Here is a 14,734-nt window from a genome sequence, read left to right as displayed (position 1 = left end):
TCCTTATTCTTTACGCTGACCCTAAACAGCGTTGTCAGGAAGAGAGCAGGAGCTGTGCCGCTTTTGAATTTATTAATAAATTCAAAGAGTTGGGAAGGATGAAAAAGAAAGGCAGGTGGAATGTGTTTCAACGGTGAGACAACAGGCCTGAGTTCAACTCACTCGGCAGCTGTCTCAGGAATGAAACACCGGCCGCCATAAACCTGGCAACCCGCAGCCGGCTGTCAGCTTAGCCGGTGCAAGTGTTTCAAAAGTGGACAGTTCCAGGCAGAGAACGTCCGTGGAGCAGGGCATGCGCCCTGTCCCCAGCATCAGCCCTTGGGTGTTTTACGCGGAATCGAATTGAGTACGGGGTTGCCGTCCTGGTTCTGGGTCAGGTAGACCGGCAGGACCTTGGGCAGGGAGGGGACGAGGTTGGACACCTCGTTGATGTTGTAGATACCACCAATGCGGATCGCGCCGGTACCGGCGTCGGCCAGCATCACCGGTTTGCTCAGGTAGCGGTTGATCAACGGCAACGCGTCGGCCAGGGCCAGGTTGTCGAGGATCAGCTTGCCGTCGCGCCAGGCCAGGGCGGTATCACCGGGGGCAATTGGCTGGGCCAGGGGGCTGGCGTCGCCACGGTTGTAGCTGGCCTGCATCCCGGGTGACAGGCGCAGGCCGCTGTGGAGGTCGTCGCTGCTCACCAGTACCGAGCCTTGCAGCAGCATCACCCGCACATGGTCTTCGTATTTCCAGACGTTGAACTGAGTGCCGGTCACCCGAACCTGACCGTCGCCGGCGTGGACAATGAAGGGGTGTTGCGGGTCATGGCTAACTTTGAAAAACGCCTCGCCTTTTTTCAGGGTGACCCGGCGCTGGTCTTTGTAATGGCTGTAGACCAGCTCGGTGCCCAGGTTCAGTTCCACCTGGCTGCCATCATCGAGGGTGACCTGACGCAGGCTGTTTTCGGCTTCGTAATGCTTGTACGAGCTGGGCAGCCAGCCCGCTTCCCAGCCGGTAAAGGCCGCCATTGGCAAGGCCACCAGGCATACCGCCGCCGCTACCGCGTAGTTGCTAAAACGCTTGCGAGGCTGGAGTCGCACCACGGCAGGGGCCGGTTCGCTGCGGGGCAGGTGATCGGCAACGTCCCAGATTTCCAGCATCGCCGCGTATTCGAAGGCATGCAGTGGATGTGCATCGTGCCACTGCTCGAACGCCTGACGCTCGGCCGTCGTGAAATCGCCGGCGTGCAGACGCATGCACCAGTGCGCAGCGGCATCGGTGATGGCGTCATATTCGGCTTCTGAAAGGGACTTATCTGTCATTAATTCATCCTGATTTCCCACATTCTAACCTCCACAGCAGGACGGCGAGAACAGCCATCATGGCGAATGCACATCAATTGGAACTAATTCTCGTCTGCAAGGCCCTAAAAATCAGGACAGCTAACATTCAATCCCTGTATGGAGTACGAAAATGCTTAAGAAAACCTTAGCCGCCATCGTTGCAACCTCGGCCCTGCTCAGTGCCGGAGCCGCCCTGGCGGACAAGCCGGGCGCAGGCTGGATCACCATTGAAAAAGCCATCGAAACCGCCAAGACCAAGGCCGGTTACGTCGAGATCTATAAGATCGAAGCCGATAACGATGGCTATTGGGAAGGTGAGGGGCGCAAGTCCGATGGCATCGTCTATGAGTTCCGCATCGACGGTGCCTCGGGCAACGTGTTGCGTGACCAGAAAGACTGAATGAGCTGGCTGGGTGCAGGCGTGTAGCCTGCACCCGTTCTTTACGGCGTCCCTTCGGCAATCGAGGGCACGGCGTCCAGTTGGCGCCCTAGCGTTGTGATCAGCAAGGTCAATGAGTCTGCGTTATCCATTTGTGTGTTGAAGCGTTGAGTCAGGTTGGTTTTGAAAATTTCCCGTGCATTGCTCAAGTCCACGCCGCCTGTCGTAGTGAGAATCTGCTGCTTGATGTAGGCATCTTCCGGCTCAGTTCCGATATCAGTGCCTGCGGCGCCAAACGGGCTCGTCGACTTGAATAATTGCCCCATGGGCGTGCTCACCGAGTAGCCATTTTCCTGCAGGTCTCGCAGTCGTTTTTGAAGATCGCGACCGGCTGGGGTTTCTACTTCGATCAGGTCGGCAAACGGTGATACCGAATTGAGGTAGGCCACGTCGGCAGTACGGCTGACGATATGGGTCAGTTCATGAATCAACGTGGTGGCGCGCGCATGGGATTGTCTATCGAAGTAACTGATCAAATGCCCTTCGAACTCGCCCGTAGGCGCGGTAAAGAAGTTTTCGGTGAGGTAGATGCGCCGATCCGGATCGTCGTCGATGGTAAACGCCCAGTGCCGTTCGGGTTCGGCAAGGTGAACACCGGAGACGAAGCGCCGGGAGTTGAGTGAGTAGAGTGACGGCTCCAGCACCTCATCGAGGATTGCGGTGACGGTGTCCATGAGCTTTTGCGAAAGAGCTTCCGGAAAGGTCGGCGGGCCGGTGTCGGGGTTTATCGGGATACCAAAGAAGCGATTGATGAAGCGGTGGATTCGGGTCACGGGTGGGTATTTGTGATCGAGCAGTTTCAGGTTCTGCTGGCAGTTGTGCAGGTAAAAGGTTGCCAGGTCCAGTGCCTCGACGATCGCCTGGGCCCTGTGGGGCGCAACACGTCGAATCTCGGCCAGGCCTCGGGCTTCGACGTTCATCACCCGATCCACCTCTGACCTCACCCCCCGGCGTTCCATCATGGCGCTCCAACCCGGGCCGTGGCGGCGTGCCGATGCACCAGGGTCCAGGACCCATTTGCGCTCGCTATCGAGGCGCACAAAAGGCCCCTTGGACCGTGCACTGAAAAGTCGCCAATGCCCCTCAGCCTGTTTGGCTCGGTAGACCTTGCCGGCATACGGTAGGTAGTGCCGATTATCGGTCGAGGTGTAGACGCCGGAGTTGCCGACCTTCAGGCTCTCCAGGCTGGTGTCGCAGGCTTCGTACGCTTGCAGCCGGGTGCGGGCCTGGGCGGTGACATCGATGTCTTGCCAGGCGCTGGCTGTTTGCGTGAGCACGGGTTGTGCCGCGGTACTTGCTGTCGCAGGCTCATCCATCAACTCGCGTATTGAAGCCATTTGCGCCACACCGCCAATAAACGTCTCCAGCGCATCGCGCCAGCGGTGTTGCTGCAAGTCTTCGGCAGAGGTCTTGAACAGTTTGTAGCTTTGCCAGATCACCAGCGGCACCATCAGTTTGCCCGGCAACAACGCTTGCGCCTGTTGCAGGCCATGGGTAAACAACGCCTTGAGGGTGTCCCAGGCTGATCGGCCATTGGCCTGGGTTTGCTGTTCAAACAGGCTCGAAATCAATTCAATGTTGTCGCGGTACAACTGCTTGAGCGCGTGGCCCTTGATCGGATTGGACGCCAGCGTGATTTCGGAGGTTTTCCCAAACGTGCTGGTCCAGAGGTTTTTATACGTGGCTTGCTCAGCCGCTGGCAGGCGGCCGACCACCCAGTCCTGCAACGGGCCAGGCAGGTTGAGCTTGCGTATCAAATCCGCTTCGTTTTCAAACTCCTGGAACGCCTGGTGCGGACCGTAGGGCGCATACATCACCAGCGGCGCCTTTTCGATAGTATTGAACAAGTACACCCCAAGGGCCTTGATGGTGCGGGCGCCCGCGGTGGCGATCAACTCCAGGGGACGGAGAGTCGAGGTCGCATCCTTGACCGCTGCCCGGGCGACAGCATCCGGCATGTCGAGGACTTGTTCGATCAGGCTCAAGCCCGCGGGTGATAACAGTTCCTGCAGTTTCAGTGCGTGGGCGTTTTGCAGCAATTGCCAGGGCAATTGCCGTATAAAACGTTGCTCGCGTGCTTCGGCTCCCGGCTTGCCCGGCGTGAGTTTTTCGGCCAGGTAGGCCTTGTTGTCCTGCTCAAGGGGCAGGCGCGCGAGTATCTGGCGGACAATAGTGGGCGTCAGGCCAGTGGCCGTGGACTCCACATCGAACTCAGCGGCTTGCTGGCTGATGTGATTGAGTGCGTAGTCCACCAGGTTTTGCCGCTGGCCGGCCAACACCAGTTTGGGCAGGATGTAGACGTCTTGCGGGAGCACGTCATAGTCTTCCAACAGCTCCTCAAGCTTGCCGCTGAGGTACTGTGACAGCGGGACGAAACCGTCAAGGTAGTCATTGTTGCCGTCCAGGTTGTGGCGGTATTGCTCAAGTATTTCCACATGGCGCCGCTGTTGGCTGACCGCTGCCATCCCCAGCCAGGCCGGCAGTGATTGTTGCGCCATGAGGGTCTGGGCGATTTGCGAGGCGTGGTCCAGGTCGTTGGCCGGCAGCGCCTTTTCCAGTTCTTCGAGGCGTTCCAGCAACGCATCGCCTGACAGCTTCAGCGTCAGGCAGTGGGCCCGTTGTGCCTTGTAATGATCAATCCAGGACTGCTGGCGGTGTTGCGCGACCGCACCGTTGATCTGCATGAAATGGCCGAGAGGGCAGGGCTGGTGCGGCTTGAGATAGCGCGGATCGAGATTGGCCAGTAGCTGCATGCGCAGGGCCGGGGCGGCCAGCCGACGTTTCAGTTCCGTCTGCAATTGGCTGACATTGGCGAAACTCTCCAAGCCACGCGCCGGCGTCCATAACACTGCCCGGCCGGAGTGCGACGGGTCCAGCCCGCCGCGTTCGGTCAGCATCAGGCAGTGGGCGAGGGGCACCCTGTGCGTCAGGCCCTGGGGTTCGACGGTCAACGCATAGGCATCCGGGATGAATCCACCCAATCCCTGGCGCTGGCGGCGATCGGGGTGTTGAAGATCAAACACCGTTTGCACGATCGCCTCATCACGGGCGTCCAGGCTGTTGTTGAGGCGCCTGAGCCCGGCTTCGCCCCGGATCGCCACGGCCATGGCATGGGCCATCGGCTCCTTGAGCTGCTCCAGGTGCTCGCGAGGAATATCGGTGATGTTGTAGTTATGAAACTTGATCAGCGCGGCTTCAAGAATCGCGTTTGCTTGCGGTACGTCCAGGACGGTCAGTTTTTTTGCAACACCACTGCCTGCGCCGTCGTAAAGACCATAGCCCGGGGTTTGCGGAATCGGCTCGCGCCCGTGGATCAGGCGCGCAAGAAAGTAACTGCGCAGGCTTTGGCTTTCCAGGGGCGCAGTGGCTGGTTTGGCGCTTGCGGTGCCGGTGTATCGATTGACGTAGATCCTCCCAGGATCCCGGCCCGACAAACCCCTGCGGCTGAACTCTGAGATGAGTGCCTGATTGACGGTGTTTTCCAAGGTGGGTTGCGCCCGTATCTGGGCGGCCAGCGTGTCCCTGATACCGAGCAACTGCTTTTGCAGCAGAGAGGCCCGTTCGGCGGCCAGTGACACCGGGCGGGTCGGGTCGGCCAGTACCGAGTGCGGCGTCCAGCGTCCCGCTGTATCCAGGCCCGGCAGGTGGCTGTCGACCATGTAGCGCACATCCAGCGCGTGGTCGACCAGGGCCGAGGGTTCTATGCCCGCGCGGGTGCGTCGGTACAGATCGAGGGCGTAGCGAAGGTTCTGTTGTTGCTTGCCAATGATGGCTTCGAATAGATGCTCAAACAGATTGCCGGCGATGGGTTTGCCGGAAAACTGCGGCACCTTGAAACCGATAAACAACGCCCGCTCCTCAAGTGACATCAGGTTGTACAGGTCGTCTTCATACCCTGGCGCCTTGACCATCGCCCTTAGGGCTTCCATCAGGTCGTCATAGCTCCCGAGGACTTGCAAGCCCTTGTCCGGGGTATAGAGAAAGGTCTGCGAATTGCCGATCATCAAGGTGCTGGCCAGCTCGACGACGTTGGTCGAATGTTCCCAGACCAGTACTTTCTCAAAGCGCAGTACGTGGCTGTTACGCAGAGCCTCTTTACCATCGGACTCGTAAAGCACAGCCAATGCCTGGCCTTGCTCGGGGCTGATGATGGATTGCTGGCGCTTGAGCAGCAAATCCAGGCGCGCATTGGCGGCCATAGCCTGGGCGAACCAGGCCCGGCGAGAAACACCCGGCGAAATCTCGGTGTTCCAGAATGTCTCCAGTGCACTGTGCAGGAACGGGATCAGTTGGCCGGCTGCTTGCTTGATCGCGCGCTCCCAGCGCTGCGTATCGCGGGCCTTGCGTTCAGGGTCCTTGGCGTCGGCGGGTTGCTTGGGATGGAAGAACTCCCGGGTTTGCCCCGCAGGCCAGGCGTGCTCACGATAGAACAACAGCACCGCGTCATTGATTTGCAACGAGTCGAGCCAACGAGGCAGCGCATCACCGGCAGGTTGCCTGGCAAAAAAGCTGACATGGGCTTCGCCGGCGTCGAGCCCTGGAAACAGCGGGCGGCAGATGCTTTCGAGCAGCTTTGAAAGCAGGGAACCCAATGCCGGGAGCTGTTTCAACTCAGCCAGCAATGCCTGGCGATTTTTACCCTGATAGTGCCTCAGGGTTTTTTCCTGCTCACCAAACACGTCATCGACCATGAACTCCGGCGTCAGCTCCAGGCTATCGTCGAGTACCTGCGAGGCCTGCTGCAGCAAGGGCAGGAAGCACAGGAGTTGCGTGGCGTCAGCCGGCTTTTTCAAACGCTCTTTCAGTGCTGTGAGTACGAGGGCCGGGCTGTCGAATTTCTCCAGGCCGCCGTACGGGGTGTAGAGCCAGGCATGGGGGTAGGCGCTGGTTGAACTCATCATGAAGCTGCCCGCCAGTTCGACTGCCTCGGCGGCACTTTTATTCAGCCAGATGCGCTGTGCAAACATCGGCGGCGACTGTTGGCGACGGCCAGCATCGCTGGCAAAAAACACCTTGCCGAGAAACTCGATGTCCTTGCTGTCGATGTTCAACTGGCGCTCACGGTCCAGCGCCCTCCAGCCCACGCGCATGGCTTCGGGGAAAAAATAGGGAGTCTGGCTCATCACTGCGGTCCTTGGGGAAGTACGACACTGGACGCTATCCAGTCTCGACGACCCCGGGGGCTAGATATGTCTGGCGCTCCCTGTCGACAGCCATGGGGCAAACCCTGTCTAATCGACGGACCGATTCTTGTACGCTGTTGCCCATTCCAATAATTAAACGGGAGCTTCAGATGTCTGCATCGCCTTTGGATGTCGAGTCTTCATCAGAGCGACTCAGTTTTGCGCAATTGACCGACCTGCTGCGCCAGGTATTCTTGCGCCATGGCACCTCGGCCGAAGTGGCCCAAGTGCTGGCCGAGAACTGCGCCAGCGCCGAGCGCGACGGCGCCCACAGCCACGGTGTATTCCGTATTCCCGGTTACGTCTCGACGCTGGCCAGTGGCTGGGTCAACGGCAAGGCCGTGCCGGTGGTCGAGGACGTGGCCAGCGGGTTTGTGCGGGTGGATGCCGGTAATGGCTTCGCCCAGCCCGCGCTGCAAGCCGCTCGCCCGTTGTTGGTGGAGAAGGCCCGCAGTGCCGGGATTGCCTTGCTGGCGATCCATAACTCCCATCACTTCGCGGCGCTTTGGCCGGACGTCGAGCCCTTCGCCGAAGAAGGCCTGGTGGCCTTGAGCGTGGTCAATAGCATGACCTGTGTGGTGCCCCACGGCGCCGACCGGCCGCTGTTCGGCACCAACCCCATTGCCTTCGCCGCGCCCCGCGCCGATGGCCTGCCAATCGTGTTTGACCTGGCCACCAGCGCCATCGCCCACGGCGACGTACAGATTGCCGCGCGCAAGGGCGAGCGCCTGCCACCTGGCATGGGCGTGGACAGCCTCGGCCAGCCGACCCAGGACCCCAAGGCGATTCTCGAAGGCGGCGCGCTGCTGCCGTTTGGCGGGCACAAGGGTTCAGCCCTGTCGATGATGGTCGAATTGCTGGCCGCGGCCCTTACCGGTGGCAATTTCTCGTTTGAGTTCAACTGGTCCGATCACCCCGGCGCCCGCACGCCGTGGACCGGCCAACTGCTGATCGTGATCGACCCAAGCAAGACCGCCGGGCAGAGCTTCGCCGAGCGCAGCCAGGAACTGGTGCGACAGATGCATGCGGCAGGGTTGCGGCGTTTGCCGGGGGACCGGCGTCATCGCACACGGGCGAAGTCGCTGGCAGGCGGGATTGAGATCGAAGCGGCAGAATTGAGCCGGTTGCGGGTGTTGGCGCAGGCGTGAAGCGAGCTGCGCCCGGGGAGGGCGCAGCCGTTACATCAGATCAGTTGCGACGGCCCAGCAACAGGCCGACCACCAGGCCAAACCCGGCGGAAATCGCCACGGTCTGCCATGGATGGCCACCGATGTAGGTTTCAGTGGCATCCACCACCGGCTTGCTGCGCTCGCGCACGTTGGACACCGAATCCAGGGCTTGCTTGAGCTTGATAGCGACCTGCTCACGCAGGGTTTCACCTTCTTCCCCCACCAGTGACGCGCTGCTTTTGAGCAGCTTGTCTGATTCTTCGATCAGCGCGGTCAGTTCACTGAAGGCTTGATCCTTGATTTGTTCTTCGACGGCTTGGGCGGCAGATTTGCGGGCCATTGGGTTAACTCCTTGCGGGTGAATGTGGCAATGAATGCGCTTGATGAAGAATGGAGTGTTTGAAGCTGGCAAAAGTTGCAGGTTTTTTTCCTACGGTCAGCTTAGGTGAAATCCAGGCCAGGAAATTTCGACCTACAGTGTAAGATGTCACCTATTTGTGCAGCAGGTAATTCAACATGAGCTTCAATCTGGCCAACAAGCCCCTTGCCGAGCGCGCCGCGCTGGAAGATGAAAAGTCCCGTCTCTACGACCTGTGGCAAAGCAACCTGGGCAAAGCCAAAGGTGAGGCTGCCCGCCTCTTTGGCGAGCGCGCCAAGCGCAAGGGCAAATGGGCCGAATGGGTGCGTGCGGAACTGGACGGCATGTCACCGCCGGAGTTTTCCAACATGGTGCGCAGTGAAGTCAATCGCCTGATGGCGGCGAAGTAAAACAAGCCTCGATCGCTTCGCGCACCTTGAGCAGCAACGGATCCCGTTGTGCCTGGGTGCGCCAGCCCAGTTCCACCGGGTAACGCGGCAACGCCAGCGGGCAGGGCAGTACCTTCAGCCCGGTCATCTGCGCGATGGCCTGGGCCGCATGCCCGGGAATCGTTGCCACTGCCTGGCTGCCCTTGAGCAGAAACGGCAGCGCCGCGAAGTGTGTGGTTGAGGCGCCTACGTGCCGGCTCAGCCCCTGCGCGGCCAGACCCTCGTCGGTAATCCCGATAAACCCGCCAGACGACACCAGCAGATGTTCTCGCCTGACGAACTCGTCGAGGTCGATGCTCTGTTGCCCCGTCGCCAGGCTGGCGGGGTCCACCAGGCACGCATAATGGCCTTCCCCCAACACCTGCCGGCTCAACCGGCGCTCTGCAAACCCGCCGGCATTGATCGCCAGGTCCAGGCTGCGATCGAGCAGGGCGCCGGCAACGATCTGGCTGTGGGTCTGGCGGAAAATCAGTCGCAGCTTCGGCGCCCGCCGGGCAATCTCTTCAATCAGCCTGCGGCCGTAGGCGATCTCGAAATCATCCGACAGCCCCAGCACCACCGAACGGCCCTGATACTGGCTGCCCTGCGGGTCGACCATCGCCAGGCTTTGGCGGCAGCGATCCAGGGCTTCGCTGATCACCGGTTTCAACTGGTTGGCGCGCAAAGTCGGCGCCAGGCCTCGACCGGTGCGCACAAACAATTGGTCGCCATATACATCCCGCAGGCGGCGCAATGCGGCGCTGATCGCCGACTGCGTGACGCCAAGGCGCAGGGCGGCCCGGCTGGCGCTGGATTCGTCGTGCAGGGCCTCGAAGGTTTTCAGCAGGTTGAGATCGACGTTGGCGATATTCATTGAGTTCATATCATGTGGCCTGGATATGTCCCGAATATATAACGTCTCGACAAGTGCTACACCAACCGCAACGTTCTCTTTGCCACCACGAGCGCGCCAATGCTGAGGGCTGCTGCCGCTATCAGGTAAAAACTCGGCGCCAGCTGCGAGCCGGTCAGCGCGATCAGCCCGGTTGCAATCACCGGAGCAAAGCCACCGAAGATCGTCACGGCCAAGTTGTAACTGAGTGACATCCCAGTGACTCGGGTGCGGACAGGAAACACATCCGCCATCAGTGATGCCAGCGGTGCGAAGTAAACGGCCTTGATCAACGCCATCATCGACACCACCAATAACAACGAGGTGGCGCTCGGCACTCTGTTGAGCCAGGCGAATGCCGGAAAGATTGCGAGGATGTAGATGCTCGAAGCCCACAACATGATTTTGATCCGGCTGACATAACCGGTGATGAACCCTACCACCGGCGTCACCACGGTCAGGATGAGCCCGCCCGACAGCGTGGCCAGAAAGCCTGTGGATTGGGGAATGTCCAAGGTGGTCGAGGCATAAGACGGCATGTACTTGATCATGAAGTTGGACGCCGTCGACACGATCAGCACGCCCATCGCCACAAGCAACAAGGTCTTCTGCGAGAGCAGCACTTCCCGCAACGGCCGGGAGCCCGGTTGGCTTTCCTTGAAGTCGGGCGACTCATCCACCGTGCGCCGTATGTACAGACCCACCGGGGCGAGGATCAGGCCGAAGAAAAATGGCACGCGCCAACCCCAGTCGAACATCTGTTGATCATTCAGGTTGATGGTCAAAAAGTAGCCGAACAATGAGGCGATGACCACGCCGAAGCCCTGGCTTGCAAACTGCAGGCTTGCGACAAAATTGCGGGTCTTTTGCGGTGCGTGTTCCATCATGAAGGCCGTGGAACTGCCAAATTCACCGCCTGCCGAGAAGCCTTGGAGCAGACGGGCCAACAGAATACCAATTGGCGCAATTATCCCGATGGCTGCATAGCTGGGCATCACCGCGATCATCGCAGTCCCTATCAGCATCAGCATGATGGACAGCGTCAACGCTTTCTTGCGTCCCTCCCGGTCGGCATAGGAACCGAGCACGGCGGCACCCAATGGCCGAATCAGAAACGAAAGGCCGAAGGTCGCAAAGGCAAGAAACAGCGAGAGGGCCGGGTCGGCGGCCGGGAAAAATACCTTGCTGATGGTCAGCGCAAAATAGGCGTACACCGACAGGTCAAACCATTCAAGGGTATTCCCGATCAAGGCCGCGCCGACGGGTTTCCAAAGGGGCGTTGCCTTTGCAACCGTGGGTGAAACGGTGGGGGACGATAACGCTGACATGCTTGACGCTCCTGATTTTATAAGGGGGTGAGCGGCAGATAAAAAGGGTCGAGCGGACCCCGATTTTTTATTGTGGTTTGACGGGGGCGAGGTGACCCAGGTCCCAGAAAAGCGAGGTCATGATTTGCAGCCCTTCGAGGACTACCGAGCCCAGCAGATGCTCATCCGGAGCATGTTGTGAACAGCCGGGGTAGGAGTGGGGTATCCACAAGGTAGGCAAACCCAAGATGTCAGCGAAAATATCGTTGGGCAGGGTACCCGCAAGGTTCGGTAACACGGCGATAGGCCGGTGGGTGACGTCGGCAATCGACTGCTTGGCGAAGCGCACCCACGGGTTGTCAGGGTCCAGTCGGCTGGCAGGTGTGCAACGGTCAATCACGATATCGACCTGTTGAAAACCCTCGGCGTCCAAGTGTTGGCGCAGCAGCGTTTGCAGGTTTTGCCAGTCTGTGCCCACCACAAAGCGTAATTGGCAATGCGCAATGGCGCGGGGTGGAATGGCGTTGACCGGTTTGGCTGGATTGCCTGCGGTAAACGCCAGGATCTCCAAGGTATTCCAGCCGAAGAGTCGCTCACCCAGCGTCAAGTCGGGCTCGCCCCAGTGCACGTCCAAAGGACGGCCCAGGGAATTCTGATCGATACCCAGGTCGCGGATGGCTTCGCGGACTGAGTCGGGTATGGCGCCAGGCACCAGCGTTCGGCAGCGAATACGACCGTTCTTGTCCACCAGGCTGGCCAGGGCATTGGCCAATACCACGGCGGGGTTGGACATCACGCCGCCCCAGTTGCCGGAGTGAAGGCCCTTGTCGCGCGCATTGACTTCAAGGGAAAACAGCGCAGAACCTCTGGAACCCAGGAATATCGTCGGGCGGCTGTCGTTCAAGCGCGGCCCGTCCGAGGCGATGAATACATCGGCCTGCAACAGCGCCTGGTGCGTTGTGCAAACCTCCCGCAGCCCGGGAGAACCGCATTCTTCGCCGGTTTCGAACAGCACTTTAACGTTGAAGCCCAAGCGCCCCTCGCGTTGCTTGATGACGTGTTCGAGGGCCGTCAGGTTGATGCTGTGCTGGCCCTTGTTGTCCGCGGTGCCGCGGCCATACCAACGATCACCTTCTACGGTCAACGCCCAAGGGCTGAGCCCCGCGCGCCATTGCTCGTCATACCCGAGCACTACGTCGCCATGTCCATACGTCAATACCGTCGGCAAATCAGCCCCTTCGTGGCGTGCTGCGAACAGCATCGGCCCTGCGCCCGAGGGGTTGTCGAGCCACTGGCATACGAAGCCCATTGCGATCAGCGCGGGTTGTATTTCCTGTTGCAGATACCGCGTCAGTTCGTGCGCTTGGCCGGGGTTCTGGCTTTCGCTGCGAATGGCGATCCGGCGACGTAAATCGGCTTCAAAATGGCCGTCGGCCAGGTACTGACGAACATTCGCGAGCGCTTGTTGCTTGGACATGACCGTTCCGGTGTGGGCTGAGATTCAATCCAATATAGAAGTCACGTATCGGTCTGTATATTGCTGTTTTTTGACGTTTGCCTTCTAATAAGTAGATGCTTTGGTGAGGGAGTCAAACTGTGGATTATCGTTATTTCCTGGCCGTGTTCGATACAGGCTCGCTGGCCGCTGCCGGCGAACGCTTGCACATTGCGTCCAGCGCTGTGAGCCGCCAGATATCCCTGTTGGAAGAAACCATCGGGGTGCCACTGTTTGAGCGCCGGCCAAGAGGCATGCAGCCAACCGCTGCCGGCAACGCCTTGGCCGACCACGCACGACGTGCCTCGCTGGAGGAGCAAAGCCTGCTGTCGGAGCTACGGGCGGGGGATTATCCCGGGGCGAAAGTAGTACGGTTGGTGTCCACCGAAGGATTGTCCCGCTACTTCCTGCCTCAGGTGCTGATCCGGCATTACCAGCAAAATCCCGCTTTCCAGTATGTGCTGGAAGTGATGTCGCCTCACGACTGCGCGGATAAAGTGAGGCGCGGCGAAGCCGATGTGGGGTTGGTATTCAGTACCGAGCCTATCGACGGTGTCGAAGTCCGGCATCCCAGCCGCTCGCCGATCCGCGCGGTGATGCGGGTGGGGCATCCATTGGCGACGCTCAAGCAGGTGCCTCTTCGGTCGCTGTCACCTTACCCGTTGGCGCTGACGCCAAAAGGCTCTACCCAGCGGCAGTTGTTCGACCTGGTTTGCCAGATGGAAGGGTTGTCGTTTAATCACGTGATGACCTGCAATTATTCGGGCGCCATCCATGAGTTCGTTCGCAACACGGACACCATTGCGTTTGGTGGGGCGATCAGTCATCGGGCGAATGGAAGCGACGAGCTGACGTCCGTAGCGCTGTCGAACCCGCAATTTTCGGACCGGTCGATTCAAGTCCTGACCATGCCCAAGCGCGCTTTACCGGTGGCCCTGGAGCTGTTTATCGAAACCCTGATCGGATCCCTGAAAGATTTGACTTGATGGGTGATGATATTTATCTGGCTCATATCAGTTAGCAGCGAAGTGGGCTTTATTCATGATTGCTGCTGGCCGGAGAATGGGCAACCCCCATTGATTCGGAGTGATCGTGATGCCCATTTCTACCGTGGCTGCGCTGCAAATCGGTTCCTTGCCCGGCGGCAAGGCTGAGACCCTGGAACAGATCCTGTCTTACGAGGACGAAATCCTGCGCAGCGGTGCGCAACTGGTGGTGATGCCCGAAGCCTTGCTCGGGGGTTATCCCAAGGGTGAAGGTTTTGGTACACAGTTGGGTTATCGCCTGCCTGAAGGCCGTGAAGCGTTTGCCCGATATTTTGCCAATGCGATTGATGTGCCAGGTGTGGAGACCGAAGCGCTGGCCGGCTTGTCGACACGCACCGGGGCGAGCCTGGTGTTGGGCGTGATTGAACGCAGTGGCAGCACGCTGTATTGCACGATGCTGTATTTCGAACCGGTGGGCGGGTTGGTGGCCAAGCATCGCAAATTGATGCCTACCGGCACTGAGCGGCTGATCTGGGGCAAGGGCGACGGCTCGACGTTGCCGGTGATCGACACGGCGGTAGGGCGCATCGGCGGCGCGGTGTGCTGGGAGAACATGATGCCGTTGTTGCGCACGGCGATGTACGCCAAGGGCGTGGAAGTGTGGTGTGCGCCGACGGTGGATGAGCGGGAAATGTGGCAGGTGAGCATGCGGCATATAGCCCATGAAGGGCGGTGTTTTGTGGTGAGTGCGTGTCAGGTGCAGGCATCGCCCCAGGCGTTGGGCGTGGAGATTGCGAACTGGCCGGTGGATCGGCCTTTGATCGCGGGGGGCAGTGTGATTGTCGGGCCCATGGGTGACATTCTTGCCGGGCCGTTGCTCGGTGGGGTGGGGTTGCTGGTGGCGCGGATTGATACGGATGATCTGGTGCGGGCGCGGTATGACTATGATGTGGTTGGGCACTATGCCCGGCCGGATATTTTTGAGTTGACGGTGGATGAGCGGGTTCGGGCGGGGGTGCGGTTTATTGGTGACTGAGTACATATCCGTTTTTTCGGTAACGGCTACCTATGGTTCCGCTCTTACAGCGGGTCACTTTTGAAAAGCGCAAAAGTAACCAAAACGCTCTGCCCCGCCTGTCGGCACCTCGC

Annotated in this window: 11 protein-coding genes; 5 read left to right on the top strand and 6 right to left on the bottom strand. The window is 59.7% G+C overall.

Annotation, left to right across the window (positions count from 1 at the left end; translation table 11 throughout):
* Positions 1-311: 311 nt before the first annotated feature.
* A complete protein-coding gene (locus SNL23_RS16675) occupies positions 312-1,307 on the bottom strand; it encodes a FecR family protein (RefSeq protein WP_318302819.1) in 996 nt (331 codons plus the stop codon).
* A gap of 151 nt (positions 1,308-1,458) precedes the next feature.
* Here SNL23_RS16675 and SNL23_RS16670 point away from each other — a divergent pair, with 151 nt between their 5' ends.
* Entirely contained in the window at positions 1,459-1,728 is a 270-nt protein-coding gene (locus SNL23_RS16670) for a PepSY domain-containing protein (RefSeq protein WP_076014833.1), read from the top strand.
* A gap of 41 nt (positions 1,729-1,769) precedes the next feature.
* On the opposite strand, the gene SNL23_RS16665 is transcribed toward SNL23_RS16670, so the two are convergent.
* Entirely contained in the window at positions 1,770-6,890 is a 5,121-nt protein-coding gene (locus SNL23_RS16665) for a dermonecrotic toxin domain-containing protein (protein WP_318302818.1), read from the bottom strand.
* A gap of 170 nt (positions 6,891-7,060) precedes the next feature.
* On the opposite strand from SNL23_RS16665, the gene SNL23_RS16660 reads away from it, so the two are divergent.
* Complete coding sequence (locus SNL23_RS16660) at positions 7,061-8,098, top strand: Ldh family oxidoreductase (RefSeq protein ID WP_318302817.1); 1,038 nt, start codon at positions 7,061-7,063, stop codon at positions 8,096-8,098.
* Positions 8,099-8,138: 40 nt separating this feature from the next.
* Here the strand turns inward: SNL23_RS16660 and SNL23_RS16655 are convergent, their stop codons facing one another.
* The gene (locus SNL23_RS16655) at positions 8,139-8,459 is read right to left on the bottom strand and encodes a DUF883 family protein (protein ID WP_010172915.1); all 321 of its coding nucleotides are present in this window, start codon (positions 8,457-8,459) and stop codon (positions 8,139-8,141) included.
* A 176-nt stretch (positions 8,460-8,635) separates the two neighbouring features.
* On the opposite strand from SNL23_RS16655, the gene SNL23_RS16650 reads away from it, so the two are divergent.
* Entirely contained in the window at positions 8,636-8,887 is a 252-nt protein-coding gene (locus SNL23_RS16650) for a hypothetical protein (RefSeq protein ID WP_003217960.1), read from the top strand.
* Here SNL23_RS16650 and SNL23_RS16645 read toward each other — a convergent pair.
* The 3 genes from SNL23_RS16645 to SNL23_RS16635 all read right to left on the bottom strand — a co-directional run bounded on the left by SNL23_RS16645 (position 8,862) and on the right by SNL23_RS16635 (position 12,581).
* Positions 8,862-9,779 carry a LysR family transcriptional regulator gene (locus tag SNL23_RS16645; RefSeq protein WP_318302831.1) on the bottom strand — a complete coding sequence of 306 codons (918 nt, stop codon included), beginning with the start codon at positions 9,777-9,779 and terminating at the stop codon, positions 8,862-8,864. The genes SNL23_RS16650 and SNL23_RS16645 overlap by 26 nt on opposite strands.
* 56 nt (positions 9,780-9,835) lie before the next feature.
* Positions 9,836-11,125, bottom strand: a complete 1,290-nt coding sequence (locus tag SNL23_RS16640) for an MFS transporter (RefSeq protein ID WP_318302816.1) — start codon at positions 11,123-11,125, stop codon at positions 9,836-9,838.
* A 67-nt stretch (positions 11,126-11,192) separates the two neighbouring features.
* Positions 11,193-12,581, bottom strand: a complete 1,389-nt coding sequence (locus SNL23_RS16635) for a M20 family metallopeptidase (RefSeq protein ID WP_076014828.1) — start codon at positions 12,579-12,581, stop codon at positions 11,193-11,195.
* A gap of 119 nt (positions 12,582-12,700) precedes the next feature.
* Between SNL23_RS16635 and SNL23_RS16630 the strand changes: the two genes are divergently transcribed.
* Positions 12,701-13,585, top strand: a complete 885-nt coding sequence (locus SNL23_RS16630) for a LysR family transcriptional regulator (RefSeq protein ID WP_318302815.1) — start codon at positions 12,701-12,703, stop codon at positions 13,583-13,585.
* Positions 13,586-13,694: 109 nt separating this feature from the next.
* Positions 13,695-14,621, top strand: a complete 927-nt coding sequence (locus SNL23_RS16625) for a carbon-nitrogen hydrolase family protein (protein WP_318302814.1) — start codon at positions 13,695-13,697, stop codon at positions 14,619-14,621.
* Positions 14,622-14,734 lie beyond the last annotated feature (113 nt).

The organism is Pseudomonas sp. SED1 (assembly GCF_034044025.1).
In the GTDB taxonomy this organism is placed as follows: Bacteria; Pseudomonadota; Gammaproteobacteria; order Pseudomonadales; family Pseudomonadaceae; genus Aquipseudomonas.
This window is presented reverse-complemented; position numbering and strand designations above follow the sequence as displayed.

What these genes read in the sequence shown, in the direction of transcription:
- SNL23_RS16675 (WP_318302819.1), bottom strand. Translation starts at nt 1,307, where the DNA reads ATGACAGATAAGTCCCTTTCAGAAGCCGAATATGACGCCATCACCGAT.
- SNL23_RS16665 (WP_318302818.1), bottom strand. Translation starts at nt 6,890, where the DNA reads ATGAGCCAGACTCCCTATTTTTTCCCCGAAGCCATGCGCGTGGGCTGG.
- SNL23_RS16655 (WP_010172915.1), bottom strand. Translation starts at nt 8,459, where the DNA reads ATGGCCCGCAAATCTGCCGCCCAAGCCGTCGAAGAACAAATCAAGGAT.
- SNL23_RS16645 (WP_318302831.1), bottom strand. Translation starts at nt 9,779, where the DNA reads ATGAATATCGCCAACGTCGATCTCAACCTGCTGAAAACCTTCGAGGCC.
- SNL23_RS16650 (WP_003217960.1), top strand. Translation starts at nt 8,636, where the DNA reads ATGAGCTTCAATCTGGCCAACAAGCCCCTTGCCGAGCGCGCCGCGCTG.
- SNL23_RS16670 (WP_076014833.1), top strand. Translation starts at nt 1,459, where the DNA reads ATGCTTAAGAAAACCTTAGCCGCCATCGTTGCAACCTCGGCCCTGCTC.
- SNL23_RS16625 (WP_318302814.1), top strand. Translation starts at nt 13,695, where the DNA reads ATGCCCATTTCTACCGTGGCTGCGCTGCAAATCGGTTCCTTGCCCGGC.
- SNL23_RS16640 (WP_318302816.1), bottom strand. Translation starts at nt 11,125, where the DNA reads ATGTCAGCGTTATCGTCCCCCACCGTTTCACCCACGGTTGCAAAGGCA.
- SNL23_RS16635 (WP_076014828.1), bottom strand. Translation starts at nt 12,581, where the DNA reads ATGTCCAAGCAACAAGCGCTCGCGAATGTTCGTCAGTACCTGGCCGAC.
- SNL23_RS16660 (WP_318302817.1), top strand. Translation starts at nt 7,061, where the DNA reads ATGTCTGCATCGCCTTTGGATGTCGAGTCTTCATCAGAGCGACTCAGT.